Below are 13,334 nucleotides of genomic sequence, written 5' to 3'. Positions count from 1 at the left end.
GTTTTTCTAACATATCATTGACACTTTGCATCAGCTAAATGTACAATAAGGTGAATAATAGATCACTGGAAGGTTGATGACAAATGGGCGACGAAATTCGCAGAAACATGGCCTTATTTCCAATAGGTATTGTCATGAAGCTAACGGACTTGTCAGCACGTCAGATTCGTTATTATGAACAGCATAACTTGATAGTTCCTGCCCGTACGTCGGGTAACCAACGTCTTTTTTCTTTTAACGATGTAGAGCGTTTGCTTGAAATCAAGGCGTTGATTGAGAAGGGTGTTAACATTGCGGGAATTAAACAAGTCATGAATCCGGTCACCAAGGAATCGGAAGAAGCTACTGTTATTACTGCAGATACAGAAGTCAAACGTCGTGAGATGTCCGATACCCAGCTTCACCGCTTGCTGAAACAACAGCTTGTGGCAGGTAAAAGACCAGGACAGGTATCCCTGATCCAAGGTGAATTATCACGTTTTTTTAATAAGAGATAATGTAGAGCCTGCATTTTGGCTTACAACCGCTTTACTTGCAGACCAGGCCTTATTATTTAAAAGGATTATGGAACAGCTGATTTTTATATAGTCGTTACAGAAAGGGAGAGGTTAGTGTGAGTTATACCAGAGAAGATATTCTTCGGATTGCCGAAGAAGAAAATGTTCGTTTTATTCGTTTGCAGTTTACAGATTTGCTTGGTACGATTAAGAACGTAGAAATTCCGGTTAGTCAACTGCCAAAAGCGCTGGATAACAAAATGATGTTTGACGGTTCTTCCATTGAAGGTTATGTACGCATTGAAGAATCTGACATGTACTTATACCCGGATCTGGATACATGGGTAGTATTTCCATGGGTAACCTCGGATCGTGTAGCTCGTATGATTTGCGATATTTATAAGCCGGACGGAGTTCCCTTTGCTGGCGACCCGCGCGGTATCTTGAAACGTGTACTTAAGGAAGCAGAAGAAATGGGTTATACTTCGATGAATGTCGGACCGGAGCCTGAATTCTTTCTGTTCAAAACCGATGAAAAAGGTGAACCGACTACAGAACTGAATGACCAAGGTGGGTATTTTGACTTGGCACCGATGGATCTGGGTGAAAACTGCCGTCGGGAAATTGTTCTTAAGCTTGAAGAGATGGGCTTTGAAATTGAAGCGTCCCATCATGAAGTTGCACCTGGCCAGCATGAGATTGACTTTAAATATGCGGATGCAGTCAAAGCTGCCGATCAGATCCAAACGTTCAAGCTCGTTGTTAAGACGATTGCACGTCAGCATGGTCTGCACGCCACCTTTATGCCAAAACCTTTGTTTGGCGTGAATGGCTCCGGTATGCACTGTAACCAATCGTTATTTAAGAACAATGAAAATGTATTTTATGATGAATCAGACGAACTCGGATTGAGCCAGACGGCCCGCCATTATATGGCTGGTATTCTCAAGCATGCACGTGCAATGGCAGCAATCACGAATCCAACGGTGAATTCGTACAAACGTCTTGTACCGGGTTATGAAGCTCCTTGTTATGTTGCCTGGTCTGCCAGTAACCGTAGCCCGATGATTCGGATTCCCGCATCTCGTGGTTTGAGTACCCGCGTCGAAGTTCGTAATCCTGACCCGGCTGCGAATCCTTATTTGGCACTTGCTGTGATGCTGAGAGCGGGTTTGGATGGTATCAAACGCCAAATGGCTCTGCCAGCACCGATTGATCGTAACATCTATGTTATGTCTGAGGAAGAGCGGATTGAAGAAGGGATTCCAAGCCTGCCTGCAGACTTGAAAGAAGCTTTGTCCGAGCTTATTCGGAGCGAAGTTATCTCTGACGCTCTGGGTGACCATGCGCTGGCTTACTTCTACGAACTTAAGGAAATTGAATGGGATATGTATCGGACCCAGGTGCATCAATGGGAACGTGATCAATATCTGACGCTTTACTAAAATGTGGAATCCCTTGGCGCTCTAAGCGTTGAGGGATTTTTAGTTTGGGGGACGCCTTGGAGGAAATCGTTATTTCTTCTGTGGTGTCCCTTTTTTATCCCCCAACTCTGAACCGAGAATAGAAGCTGTGTATTGCTCATATTTATCCATACTGCGTTTTTCCAACTTTTTAGAGATGTGCGCATACACATCGGATGTAATTTGAACGCTGCCGTGACCAAGCTGTACTACGATTTCACGGACGAACAAATTCAATTAGCTATAACCAAAGGGTTAGAGAGTGATCGTAGTGATATGTTTCAAGAGGAATCTAGCCGGATAATCAAAGTTTATGAAAACAATTTGCTGGAAATGAAAAAAAGCCCACCGTTAGTATATTTCATATCAAATCATAAGAAGAGCATATAAGGACTCACAAAAGATGGACATACCTTTGGTCAGTGATGCAAGATGCGATAATATAAATGAAAATTTCTTGTATTTCTCTATTGATGTAGGTATGAATAGGGAAGATGCTTACCGGAATTTTCATGCTTTCCTGAGACAGGGAGATGTTACATTACTAACATCCATTTATTCAAATAAGAATGATACTGCAAGTTACGAGATAATTCCTTCAAGGCAAAGATAAAGAGGATTGAAGACTGAATTAGAAGAAATAATAGGGCTATAGCTTCACTTAAATAAAATCCGTAGTGTCACAGCATTATACGTAAATAAAATAGAGATATAGAAAAACCTCTCTACGTTCGGAGAGATTTTTTACTCTTTTATAAAGATAGAATGATTTTATGGAAACAAAAACTGCTATAGAAGAATTATAAATCCCTTAGAATTCGTGAAATAGTATTAGACTGCACTCAATAATAGAAACAACGGCAGTCAAGGCCGAGAAAATAAAATCCTAGACTGCCGTTGTTCTATTGAACTATCATGTCCCTTTAGTTCAATCTCTTCCCTTTTCATAAAAGAGTTGTGCAAAGTTTTCTGCCGTTGAAATCATGTCTTACTCCAAGTCACTTTGTAAAATTCTAATCCCCACCGAGTTCAACCGTTTTCGTGGCGACACGGTCATGAAATTCCCGATCATGCTCCACGAATACAATGGTCGGCGTGTACTCAAGCAGCAGCTCCTCAATTTGCATCCGGGAAATCACGTCGACAAAGTTGAGTGGTTCGTCCCAAATATGCAGATGAGCCTCCTCACATAGGCTTCTCGCGATCAGAACCTTCTTCTTCTGACCGCCGCTAAACGCCGATATATCCTTCTCAAACTGGATGCGGGCGAAATCTAGCTTACGCAACACTGCCTTAAATAAGCTTTCGTCAATTCTGTGCTCTGCTGCATAATCGGAAAGCGTTCCTCGCAGATAAGAAGTATTCTGGGATACATAGGAAACGCGAAGCTGCGGCTCCCGCTGAAACGTTCCTGTATAGTGTAGCGCCTCATCGTTGAGTAGACGGAGCAAGCTAGACTTACCTGATCCATTTGGACCTGAAATTGCAATCCGATCTCCTGGTTCGATCGTCAGACAAACGTTCTTGCAAACCGCTCTTTCCCCATAGTAAATCGTGACGTGATCCAGCATCGCCAATTCCGATTTGGGATACACGAGCTGAGAGATTGCAAGGCTTTCTGACTGTTCGATATTTCGGAGCAGTTTCGATTTTTCCTCTAAAGCGGCGTGTTGCCGCTGTTCGATGGATTTCGAGCGTTTCATCATTTTTGCTGCCTTATGCCCGACGTAACCCTTGTCAAGCTTGGAACCGGATTTCGTGTGCCGTTTTTCGATTTTTCGGTCTCGAAAGACCAGCCGCTAGTACGTTTAGCAGAAGTAGATAAACGTTGTATGTCTTTGTACAGCTTTTCGTTTTGTGCCATTTCGAACGTGTCCTGGCGAGTTTTGTTCGTCCACCAGCTGGAGAAGTTGCCTTTTTGGATTTCGATATTCGTTTTGTTGATCGATAGAATATGATCCACACAGCGGTCGAGAAAAGCCCGGTCGTGTGAAACAAGAATAAAACCGCGCTTCGTATTCAGATAATCGGCGACAAGCTTGCGTGCGTGCAAGTCGAGATGATTGGTCGGCTCGTCGATGAGCAGAAATCGATTGTCTTGGATGAATAGCACGGCCACCAATACCTTCGTCTGTTCTCCTTGGGACAGCGATTCGAATGGCCGGTACAACACGTCTTCTGAAACCTTAAGCAAGTTCAGTTCACGCATCAACTTCCAGTTCTCATAGTTTGGCACGATCTCTTCGACGACGTCTAAGGTCAAATACTCCGGGTGTTCGACGGGAAACGGAAAATAATCAAAGGCGACTGGTGTGGAAATCGTACCGCTGTATTCGTATTTCCCCTGAAGCAGGTTTAAGAACGTCGTTTTCCCCCGACCGTTTCGCCCCGTAAAGCCCAACTTCCAGTCTGTATCAATTTGAAAATGAACATTTTCGAATATGGGGTCATAGCTGCCTGGATAGGCAAAAGTAAGATTGGTCACCTGAATGGCGGGCATGGCAATCATCCTTTCGTTTGGAAATAAAAAGAGCCGCAAGAAAGGTGCTATCTTGCGGCTCTAATCCATACGAGGAAATACGGCCCAATTTCAAGGGGCCGTATGACTGTCCGGAGAGGGAGCGCAAACGAAACGCAGAGCTTTCTTGCAGAGATGAAATAAAACGACCACAGCCGATCGCTGAGTCCGTTCTTTTCGTGATCTCGAAGCAAGAAAGTTCTACATATATCCGTTCAACTCCCATCATCAAATTACATTCAGTTTATCACAATGGTAATTTAACTACAACCTGCGTAGTCCCGTTTAGGCTGAAGCCTCAAATGTTACATGCAGTTATCGGTTTACTATTAGTTGTTTTTGTGCCTATTATAATATCCTCAAACCGAGAACATGCGAGAAATTTAAAACAACCAAAAATTGAACGAGTTGCAAAAGTGGTTGATAAAAGAATGAATTGGTTAGAAGATAGTTCAGCTCGGTATTATTATTTTACATGTGAATTTCAAGACGGAAGTCGAGAAGAAAAAAAGTATCCGAGTCAGAATATGGTGTTATACGGGTGACGTTTGAGGATTACGTGGTCCAGTAGAAAAATTTTCGCTTGAGTCGATCAAGATTAACGGAAAGTATTTCATGAGGGATCAGTTTGAATTTAGAGTAGACATGATAAAGGACTCCGTTGCTATGTAACCAGCGTGGAGTCCTTTGTTGTTTATTTAGTTGAATACTCGCTTACTTCAAAAGTAAGAATTTTATTGAATATTACATAGTCCTTGCGATTACTGAATGGTCCTTTGTTGTTATTGTGCTTATCAATGGCATACTTGGATGGCCCAGAACCAGCATCCTTAGCATCATACCAGTTGATAAATGCTAATACTTCATCCATTGAGAGATCGAATTCTTTTTCAAGACCAGTAATCATGGTCACTGTAAGTATTGCACGATTCCCCATTTCGGGTATATCCGGAGTAATTGGTTCTTTATAACCGAATAACTGCAGTTCACCAATACAAGTATACCCACCAGTTCTGCCATTATCCGCTGTTATATATAAACGATATTTTGAATAGCTTTTGCTATTTATGATAGCAAACTCTCTATTTTCTCCTCTTTTCCAGTTTATTTGATCTTGCTGTTTATCTAAATCTATCCATTGAGTCCCATCCCAACCTTGAAAAGTCCAAGTTTTAGGTATGCCGTTTACATATGTATCTGAATCAGTAGGACTTAAAGTATATTTTGTAACTACCGCGTTCTCCTTAAAGTCATATCCGACATAGGCTGGAAGTTGAGCAGTGGTTGCCCAATCATAATCATAACTAGTATTAACTTGATCAAAAAGCATATATGCTTGTCCACCAATACTTGAACTTGCAAAAGCCTCACCACTAGGTGCTGTATTACTTGTCATTTTTGGCACAAGATTTATTGATTCTAAACCTGCGGCGTGAGCATTTGAAGTTGATAGAGCTGCAAGACCTATGCTTAGTGAAAGCAAAATTTTGACCAATACCTTTTTCATATTTAGCACTCCTCATTGGTTATAAATTCAACAATAATAATATACAAAAAAGAATCCCTTGTCTAAACATTTATGACTATAAATTCAAAATAAAGCTTAATAATGGATTTTAATTTTCTCACTCTCTCTAGTTCGCTATAATTGAAAGGTCTTTTTTTGCGACAAGCTATGCGATACTTCGACATGACTCTCCATTAGTATAGAGAAGATTTAAATACTATGGAGGTGCCAGATGATAAAAGGAATCGCAAAAGGATTCATCGTATTCTTACTGGCAGCTATCTTTTTCGTACAAGGTGTTTATGCAGAACCTGTTTCAAGAAGTGTACAAGCAGCAACTGGGTATACGTTGGAGTTTCCACGCTCACGTTACCCTGAAACTGGAGCACACATTAGGGATGCCATTGAAGCCGGACATTCTGCGGTATGTACAATTGATAAAGATGGGGCTGAGGAAAATCGCAAGGAATCGCTTAAGGGCTATCCAACTAAAAAAGGATACAACCGCGACGAGTGGCCAATGACAATGTGTGCTGAAGGTGGCGCAGGTGCTGATATCCGATACATAGCCCCTAGTGATAACTGGGGAGCAGGTTCATGGGTAAGTCATCAGTTAGATAAATATGCTGATGGAACGGAGTCAGGTAAATATACTGAAACTGTAACAGCTACAAAGGATGCCTATGGAAACTTTGTTATTCCCAGCCTAACCAACGGAACGAAGTACTACTTTGTTGTAAGTGCCAAGGCCAATGGTTCGGATTCTGAATACTCTAATGAAGCATCTGCAACTCCACAAGGTGGAGGCGGTCAGACTGACCCTGAGCAACCAATAGGCAACCGTGAGATTCTGGTAGTCACCATGACAACAGGATTGGAGAAAGAATTCGATTTGAGCATGAAAGAGGTCAATGACTTCATTGCCTGGTATGAAGGCAAACAGGCTGATTCCGGATCAGCTTCATATGCCATCAATAAGCACGATAACAATAAAGGTCCATTCAGCAGCCGTAAAGGTTATATGCTATATGATCGTACCCTAACGTTTGAAGTAAGTGAATACTCAAAATGAAATGAAATCCTCGCTAACCTTAATTGGTCGGCGGGGATTTGTTGTTTTGGAATAGCATGCAATAGAAGTAGACAATAAAACCCTCAGAACAATAAATTGGACGTTTTTATAGTAATTAAAGATAAACTGTTCAAATACTTATCAGAAGTAATTTCAGCTTCAGTGCTTGTTTTCGCACCTGTTATACCAAGACCAATCGGCATATAAGTTGTTTCATTTCCCACCGAAACAGCAGAATTTATGCCATTTTTCCGAAATTGATGCTTTTCTTCGTCGGAAATGATAGATGAAGAAGTTGAATCCACTGGCATTTGATAAGTTTCAATCAACTTAGGCCAATTCTTATCAATGATTCTGACCATTTCCTGTGCCGAAAAGGATTTGTGGTCGAGCACTTGTATGAAGTAAGCATCTTTTTCTTCGAATCGAATAAATAGGACATCTTTTGTTCTTTCTATAAAAATCCCATTATCCTCATGTTTTTTACCTAAATGAAGATGATGTATTTTCCAATCATTCAGCAGTAGATCGTTGTATTCAGTTCTAGTTGTGGTTTTGCTTAAAAAGGGGGTTATATCAGCGCCCATTTCAATGTGTTTGATTATTTTTCTAAATGACTTTCTGTATTTGGGATTAAATTTCATTTCTTTTGAAATATGAACTTTTCTTTTCTTAGGAGCGACTATCCTACGTTTCCAATTGAAATATATGCTACTAATATCTTGAACGGATTTATTTGGGTCTATTACGTAACCGCTTGCCTCCATTTCAGCAATTAAAGCCTCTTTCCAATCATCTTTAAAGTTCAACTCAATGCCATTTGATAATGGGAACAATGATATCAAACTCCTTCTGAGTGAGATATTGAAATGTGTAAAAGAGGATTGTACACCGAAGTATTAAGTATTTTATCAGACATTGTATTCGTATTGCACTTGATACAGAACAAATGTTCGCTATATAATTTCTACATAAACATCAGGAGGCGACATACATGGGAAAGAAACTTGAAGGCAATGGAATATTCGAGAGTGCGCGGATCATCATACCAGAACATAAAGAAGCTTACTTAAAGCTTATGAAGGATCGTCAGCACCGGGGCAAGCCAGAACTCGACGATCAAGAGGTCCAATTAATTGAGCAGGCACTAATAGATTCCTACAACTCACGCGCGACCGTCTCACGGGTAGTATTTAGCCCGTTCGACGACACGGTGATGACTGGTGTAGTAACATCCATTAGCACCAGCAGGAGGGAAGTAAAGCTGTCCAAAGACGAGGATGATTTTAGTTGGGTGAAGTTGGAGGATATTGTTTCGACCAGTAAAAATAATTATCTTACATGAGGACAAAAATTACCAGTTTAATAGGTTATTGCATTGCTACTAATCCCAGTAAAATATACAATTACAGCAGGCTAAATAGGAGGATGGTGTATCTGTGTTATCTGCTTTTTTGTATATTTTACTTGGGGTATTCGATGCTTTGGCCGTTGTGACTTTGGTCTTAAAGCTTTATATGCTTCCCGTTTGGGAATATCGTAGAAAAATACTTTTCTACGCAATTGGCATAGCTTTGTTTTCTTTTCTTATGAGGGTAGTTATAGGTGTTCCTAAATTAGATTTGCCGTTTCAGTATTTGTTTATGGTTATCTTTTTTAGATTCGGTTTAGGGATCAAAACACATCTTGCGGCTTTTTCTGCAGGTTCTGGTCTAACAGCCTACATTAACCTACAGCTATTTGTATATCTATTTGCGAATTTCTTCGGAGTAGCACAGCCGGGTGCTATCAATTATTTTTTTGGGTTTTCTATTTACTTTATTCAGTTATCTTCTATCATTATTGCATACTTGATTTCTTTTGTTATGGGGAAATATAACTTTGGGTTCTCGTTTATAATTCAGCCTCCACACGATTTTTTAAGAGGTGAAAATTATTTCTCATCCCTAAATAAGATGTTAATTTTAGGTTCGCTAATATCAACGATTACTATCTTTATTACTTTATATATGCTTTATAACTCTAGCACAATAGGATTACTTTCCATTTCATTGTTTACTTTCGGATTGTCCTATTTTTTTTCAGAGCGGGGGGATTACGAGGATGCTAGAAGCGTTATCCAGGCACATCGCAACAGAGATAAAAAAAGCTGATCCTGATGGACCTACAAGTATAGAAGTGATGGAATATGCACTCGGGATAAGGCTTACTGAATTTTCGACTATATTTTTTGTCTCACTTACAGGCTGGTTAACAGGTCATTTCTTTGGGTCGTTATTAGCGCTTGGCAGTCTTATGTTAATAAGAAAATTTTCAGGAGGTGCACACTTCTCTAGTCTTACATTCTGTTTATTTTTCACAACAGCAGTATGTGTTACTATACCTTTTTTCTCTATGGGAATATCGACATTTTTAATTATTAGCGTTTGCTCATTATTAGTGTTTTTCGTTTATGCTCCTAATCATTTTATCTATATTGAAAAGTCTGCAAACCATAAGTATTTTAAAATCATATGCATTTCCATTTGCATGTTGAATTTTTTCACACAATCAACGATAATATGTTTATCTTTAGCGGTACAAGCTTTCAGTATAATTCCTATATGGAGAGGAGGGGAACGAAAATGGATAAGAGATTGGCGAGAGCTTTAAATGTAAAACTGGGGAAATACGCTGGCGAATCTACTAAAAATGAAAAAACAGTATTTGGTGCTAAACCAATACCAGAAGAGCTGAAGAAAAAAGATCAGAAGAGTAAAGAAACGAATTAATATATGGGAGATGGAAAGCAAATTCCTGCTACCAAATTGTTGAGAGACAGCGCATTAGGGGAATGATAAAGAAAATTATAAACGCTTCCAATTTGTCTCGTTGACAACATACACATTATAAATGTGCCACCATCCATGCAAAAGGATATTTTAAAAAGATGACCGTGAAAACAGTGGTTTTGTATCGGACCCAAGTGCATCAATGGGAACGTGATCAATATCTGACATTTCACCAAATGTGGAATGTGAATGGATCAAATACAAATGTAATATAGATACAGAAAAGCTTCTCCAGTATAGGAGAGGCTTTTATTCTTTGACTGCCGCTGTTTTTATAATTAAACGAGTAGACCCAACTACACTTGGATTGTACAGAAAAAGGAGGGTAAATGTATGCCAAATGTTCAAACATTCAAAGCAACTGCCCATTTAAAGGATGGAGTTAAAGTCGTTACCAATGTTAGACAATTTGAACTGGTCATCGACGAGCCTAAAAACCTTGGCGGTACTGACACGGGAATGAATCCTGTTGAAGCTTTGCTTGCTTCCCTGGGCGCATGTCAATCCATTGTGGCCCGGGTATATGCCTCCAAATTCAATGTAGAGCTTGAAGACTTTAGGGTAGATATTGAAGGTGACCTGGATCTCGACGGATTTTTTAACAGATCCGATGTCCGCTCCGGTTACTCCGATATACGATACACGTTCTACATCAAGACTAATTCGTCTGCCGAGAAGGTCGAACAATTCGTGCAATTTCTGGAGAGCAAATGTCCTGTGGGCGACACGATTGCCAACCCGGTAAATCTCAAGCTGAATCGCGTCGTTATTGAAAATTGAGACGCTGACCCCTTAACAGATTACAGAGAGGGCTGCAGGTTTGCATGAAAACAACTTTGCAGCCCTTTTTTGTTACGCATTTGATATTTTATGATCACTGGTTCAAGGGTCTAACCCAATGTGGCCCGTAAGCAAGAACATCGGGATAGCTATAAGAAAAAATAAAGGTTATGATAATTATGATGTTACTTAGTTGCTGTTAAAGGGAAAAGACAAATCATTTTAGTTGATTGTATTTTATGATCTTTTTGATTGTTTGTATCATCCTAAATAATTAAAGAAGAGGACTTGTATGAGTTGGAATGCAATTCTCGATGCATTTTTCCATGATCCGCGACTTATCAAACGAAAAATGGGAGGAAAGTGGTATTTTCCAGTTCGTGAAACAAGAGTTTTTTGAAAATCTAGCTCTTAGAGCAATACACACATTGTAAGGAAACGAGTGAAAAATATTTACCTAACATAATACATAAAATATTCCAAATAAACAGGTAATTGTATTGCTATACTGTTATAGCAAATATAGAATTATAGTATTGGTTACAATGGAGTGAAGGGGATATGTGTTATGTGGGAGCCTATACGGTTCTTGCTATTTTCTAATGTTGAAACATTTGCGGCGTTTGTTTTAATGCTTACTATTTTCAGAATCCGAGCTTTAGATTTTGTCTGGCCTGCATTGTTTATCGGCCTGATCATGAATTTGCAAAGTCTGATGTTAAGAGAAGAAACGTCGTTGTCTTTTTTTGCTCCGACTATAAACATTATATTATTCACATTATTGATAACTACTGTTGTAAGGATGCCTATTATTTGGTCAGCTATTATATCCATTACAGGTACGTTTTTGTATACGCTGTTCCAAGCAATAATTATAGTAATGATCTTTGGTACATTGACATCAGACATGGAGACCTCTCCAGAGGGATCGTTAGCTCAAGCGGTAACCAGTGCATGGGTATTAGCTATATCATGGTTGCTATATAAATTCAAAATAGGCTTTACAGCAGATTATGAAAGCTTGCGTTTTAGGTGGGAACATGTACTTGTTGTTATTTTAATAATTGGGGTACTAGCCGCTAGTACATTTATGTTCTACGTCAATAATTTTCCTCTGAGTATTTTGTTTATAGCTTTGGCATCTGGAATGTTCTTGTACTATGCGCTAAAGACGGAGCGTGATTATTATAAAAAATCTTGATACTATCGCTCTTGATATTGCAACTCATATCAAAACAGTTGTACCGGATCATCCAGCTTCTATTGCGGTTTTAAAACATGGAATAGCCGTTGTGATTAATACAGTTTCAATTATTGTGTTAACTATCGGTCTTTCATTTATTACGGGTAAGGTGGAGGAAACCATACTGGCGATGATATCTTTTTCTATACTGCGTCAAGTTGTAGGAGGAATACATTTAAGGAGCAATATAGTATGTATTGTTGTATCTACAGCTTTACTTACTGCCTTGTCCTTTGTGAATTTAAACTATAATTGGATAGTTATTACGTCGGTATTAAGTATAATACTTGTCTTAGTTTACGCCCCGTCTAGAATAGACGGGAAGACTCGTATACCTAAACGGCACTACCCATTGTTGAAGATTTTCGGAGTCTTCATAATAACACTTAATTTGTGGCTGGCTATTTCGGTGGTAGCTGCTAGTTTTTTTGTTCAGAGCTTAACATTAATAGGAGGGAGGTGCGAAAAATGAAAAGTCCTATATTTAGTAAATTTAAAATTGGCATGTACTACAATGCCGCCATATTACTGACTTCACTTGCAGTTGCATCAGTGAGTACAGCGAGTTTGTCTTGGATTCACAGTCCCGAACCACCTGAAGAACTGTTGAAATAAAGTGGAGATATGTGAAATGCTAAACCTAACCGTATCAGCTGTTCCTGGAGGTATTAACAAGGGTGAAAACATACCCGTGGACAAGGTTCTTTTCATATCTAAAGGACATAAGAGGGATCAGATTCTAGTTCACACATTCGAAAAAACATATTACATGATCGGCACCTTAAAGCATTGGGAAAGCTTCCTAAATAATAATGGGTTCCGTTTCTTGAATGTGGACAGAAGCAATACTCTGAATGTGGAGAAGGTGAAAATTGTTAATGGCATTTTCAAAGACGCTTACTTTGAATGTGAGATAACAAAAACGTCGAAGAGGTGTCCAATCTCTTATCACCGATTTGGAGAGGTTATAGAGGAAATGGGTTTCATTAATTCGAACATAATCTTCACTGGAGTTGCTACTAGATAGCGGCTCTTTTTTTTTGTCAAAAATACTCGTCTTATATTGTTAAAACATAAGAGACATTCAGCACTCATTCGCTCGTTTTTACGGAAGTGAGAAATAATGCGCTGTGGTTAGCAAGATCTTTGCACATATTCCATTCGGGTCTATCTTTTCTGTTTCAAAAGGTAGGGAAGTAGGCATCTCCACTAGGAAAAGCATTTCGTTAAAAGTATTTAGGATAATGATCATACAGTCAAGATAAAGACACAATAGTTCATAGGGAATAATAACCATAAAAATCAATTTTTATTGAATCCATTTCATAAATGATTAAGCCAACGAAATGTATACTACATATAAACAAACTAAACCATTTTGATCTATATGTACTCTTGATTAAAGCTACTGAGGGTATTATGA

16 protein-coding genes and 2 pseudogenes are annotated in these 13,334 nt (G+C 39.2%); 14 read left to right on the top strand and 4 right to left on the bottom strand.

Features of this window, described 5'->3' with window-relative positions; translation table 11 throughout:
* The first annotated feature begins 83 nt into the window (after nt 1–83).
* On the top strand, nt 84–497 hold the full coding sequence (locus C1I60_RS20275) for a MerR family transcriptional regulator (RefSeq protein ID WP_007430683.1): 414 nt from the start codon (nt 84–86) through the stop codon (nt 495–497).
* A 116-nt stretch (nt 498–613) separates the two neighbouring features.
* Entirely contained in the window at nt 614–1,942 is a 1,329-nt protein-coding gene (glnA, locus tag C1I60_RS20270) for a type I glutamate--ammonia ligase (protein WP_137063334.1), read from the top strand.
* A gap of 69 nt (nt 1,943–2,011) precedes the next feature.
* Here the strand turns inward: glnA and C1I60_RS20265 are convergent, their stop codons facing one another.
* On the bottom strand, nt 2,012–2,197 hold the full coding sequence (locus tag C1I60_RS20265; protein WP_212734494.1) for a hypothetical protein: 186 nt from the start codon (nt 2,195–2,197) through the stop codon (nt 2,012–2,014).
* Between the two features lie 776 nt (nt 2,198–2,973).
* A pseudogene (gene abc-f, locus C1I60_RS20260) lies at nt 2,974–4,460 on the bottom strand (ribosomal protection-like ABC-F family protein).
* A gap of 320 nt (nt 4,461–4,780) precedes the next feature.
* On the opposite strand from abc-f, the gene C1I60_RS24985 reads away from it, so the two are divergent.
* Nucleotides 4,781–5,023: a DUF2500 domain-containing protein gene (locus C1I60_RS24985; protein WP_252361806.1), complete on the top strand. Its 243-nt coding sequence runs from the start codon at nt 4,781–4,783 to the stop codon at nt 5,021–5,023.
* A 149-nt stretch (nt 5,024–5,172) separates the two neighbouring features.
* Here the strand turns inward: C1I60_RS24985 and C1I60_RS20250 are convergent, their stop codons facing one another.
* Nucleotides 5,173–5,985: a hypothetical protein gene (locus C1I60_RS20250; protein ID WP_137063333.1), complete on the bottom strand. Its 813-nt coding sequence runs from the start codon at nt 5,983–5,985 to the stop codon at nt 5,173–5,175.
* Nucleotides 5,986–6,217: 232 nt separating this feature from the next.
* Between C1I60_RS20250 and C1I60_RS25915 the strand changes: the two genes are divergently transcribed.
* Entirely contained in the window at nt 6,218–7,057 is an 840-nt protein-coding gene (locus C1I60_RS25915) for a NucA/NucB deoxyribonuclease domain-containing protein (RefSeq protein WP_137063332.1), read from the top strand.
* A gap of 83 nt (nt 7,058–7,140) precedes the next feature.
* On the opposite strand, the gene C1I60_RS20240 is transcribed toward C1I60_RS25915, so the two are convergent.
* Nucleotides 7,141–7,893, bottom strand: coding sequence for a hypothetical protein (locus C1I60_RS20240; protein WP_137063331.1), 753 nt, complete (start codon nt 7,891–7,893; stop codon nt 7,141–7,143).
* Between the two features lie 158 nt (nt 7,894–8,051).
* Here C1I60_RS20240 and C1I60_RS20235 point away from each other — a divergent pair, with 158 nt between their 5' ends.
* The 10 genes and pseudogenes from C1I60_RS20235 to C1I60_RS20195 all read left to right on the top strand — a co-directional run bounded on the left by C1I60_RS20235 (nt 8,052) and on the right by C1I60_RS20195 (nt 12,938).
* Complete coding sequence (locus C1I60_RS20235) at nt 8,052–8,402, top strand: YolD-like family protein (RefSeq protein WP_137063330.1); 351 nt, start codon at nt 8,052–8,054, stop codon at nt 8,400–8,402.
* 94 nt (nt 8,403–8,496) lie between these two features.
* Entirely contained in the window at nt 8,497–9,210 is a 714-nt protein-coding gene (locus C1I60_RS20230) for a hypothetical protein (RefSeq protein ID WP_137063329.1), read from the top strand.
* A complete protein-coding gene (locus C1I60_RS20225) occupies nt 9,161–9,709 on the top strand; it encodes an accessory gene regulator ArgB-like protein (protein WP_137063328.1) in 549 nt (182 codons plus the stop codon). The genes C1I60_RS20230 and C1I60_RS20225 overlap by 50 nt, the downstream gene beginning before the upstream one ends.
* Nucleotides 9,682–9,828 (top strand): hypothetical protein, encoded by a 147-nt coding sequence (locus C1I60_RS24585; protein WP_170970857.1) that lies wholly within the window; start codon nt 9,682–9,684, stop codon nt 9,826–9,828. Before C1I60_RS20225 ends, C1I60_RS24585 begins: the two co-directional genes overlap by 28 nt.
* A gap of 393 nt (nt 9,829–10,221) precedes the next feature.
* Nucleotides 10,222–10,668, top strand: a complete 447-nt coding sequence (locus tag C1I60_RS20220; protein WP_137063327.1) for an OsmC family protein — start codon at nt 10,222–10,224, stop codon at nt 10,666–10,668.
* Between the two features lie 274 nt (nt 10,669–10,942).
* Nucleotides 10,943–11,068, top strand: a pseudogene (locus C1I60_RS25910) (group-specific protein); the annotation flags it as partial.
* Between the two features lie 168 nt (nt 11,069–11,236).
* A complete protein-coding gene (locus C1I60_RS20210; protein ID WP_170970856.1) occupies nt 11,237–11,869 on the top strand; it encodes a hypothetical protein in 633 nt (210 codons plus the stop codon).
* Nucleotides 11,847–12,383, top strand: a complete 537-nt coding sequence (locus C1I60_RS20205; RefSeq protein WP_137063325.1) for an accessory gene regulator B family protein — start codon at nt 11,847–11,849, stop codon at nt 12,381–12,383. Before C1I60_RS20210 ends, C1I60_RS20205 begins: the two co-directional genes overlap by 23 nt.
* Entirely contained in the window at nt 12,380–12,526 is a 147-nt protein-coding gene (locus C1I60_RS20200; protein ID WP_137063324.1) for a cyclic lactone autoinducer peptide, read from the top strand. Before C1I60_RS20205 ends, C1I60_RS20200 begins: the two co-directional genes overlap by 4 nt.
* A 16-nt stretch (nt 12,527–12,542) precedes the next feature.
* Nucleotides 12,543–12,938: a LytTR family transcriptional regulator DNA-binding domain-containing protein gene (locus C1I60_RS20195; RefSeq protein ID WP_137063323.1), complete on the top strand. Its 396-nt coding sequence runs from the start codon at nt 12,543–12,545 to the stop codon at nt 12,936–12,938.
* Nucleotides 12,939–13,334: the final 396 nt, after the last annotated feature.

The sequence above is a fragment of the Paenibacillus terrae genome, assembly GCF_005217525.1.
GTDB classification, from domain to species: domain Bacteria; phylum Bacillota; class Bacilli; order Paenibacillales; family Paenibacillaceae; genus Paenibacillus; species Paenibacillus terrae_C.
This window is presented reverse-complemented; position numbering and strand designations above follow the sequence as displayed.

What these genes read in the sequence shown, in the direction of transcription:
- C1I60_RS20210 (WP_170970856.1), top strand. Translation starts at nt 11,237, where the DNA reads ATGTGGGAGCCTATACGGTTCTTGCTATTTTCTAATGTTGAAACATTT.
- C1I60_RS20275 (WP_007430683.1), top strand. Translation starts at nt 84, where the DNA reads ATGGGCGACGAAATTCGCAGAAACATGGCCTTATTTCCAATAGGTATT.
- C1I60_RS20225 (WP_137063328.1), top strand. Translation starts at nt 9,161, where the DNA reads ATGCTAGAAGCGTTATCCAGGCACATCGCAACAGAGATAAAAAAAGCT.
- C1I60_RS20195 (WP_137063323.1), top strand. Translation starts at nt 12,543, where the DNA reads ATGCTAAACCTAACCGTATCAGCTGTTCCTGGAGGTATTAACAAGGGT.
- C1I60_RS20200 (WP_137063324.1), top strand. Translation starts at nt 12,380, where the DNA reads ATGAAAAGTCCTATATTTAGTAAATTTAAAATTGGCATGTACTACAAT.
- C1I60_RS20250 (WP_137063333.1), bottom strand. Translation starts at nt 5,985, where the DNA reads ATGAAAAAGGTATTGGTCAAAATTTTGCTTTCACTAAGCATAGGTCTT.
- C1I60_RS24985 (WP_252361806.1), top strand. Translation starts at nt 4,781, where the DNA reads ATGTTACATGCAGTTATCGGTTTACTATTAGTTGTTTTTGTGCCTATT.
- C1I60_RS20220 (WP_137063327.1), top strand. Translation starts at nt 10,222, where the DNA reads ATGCCAAATGTTCAAACATTCAAAGCAACTGCCCATTTAAAGGATGGA.
- C1I60_RS20235 (WP_137063330.1), top strand. Translation starts at nt 8,052, where the DNA reads ATGGGAAAGAAACTTGAAGGCAATGGAATATTCGAGAGTGCGCGGATC.
- C1I60_RS25915 (WP_137063332.1), top strand. Translation starts at nt 6,218, where the DNA reads ATGATAAAAGGAATCGCAAAAGGATTCATCGTATTCTTACTGGCAGCT.
- C1I60_RS24585 (WP_170970857.1), top strand. Translation starts at nt 9,682, where the DNA reads ATGGATAAGAGATTGGCGAGAGCTTTAAATGTAAAACTGGGGAAATAC.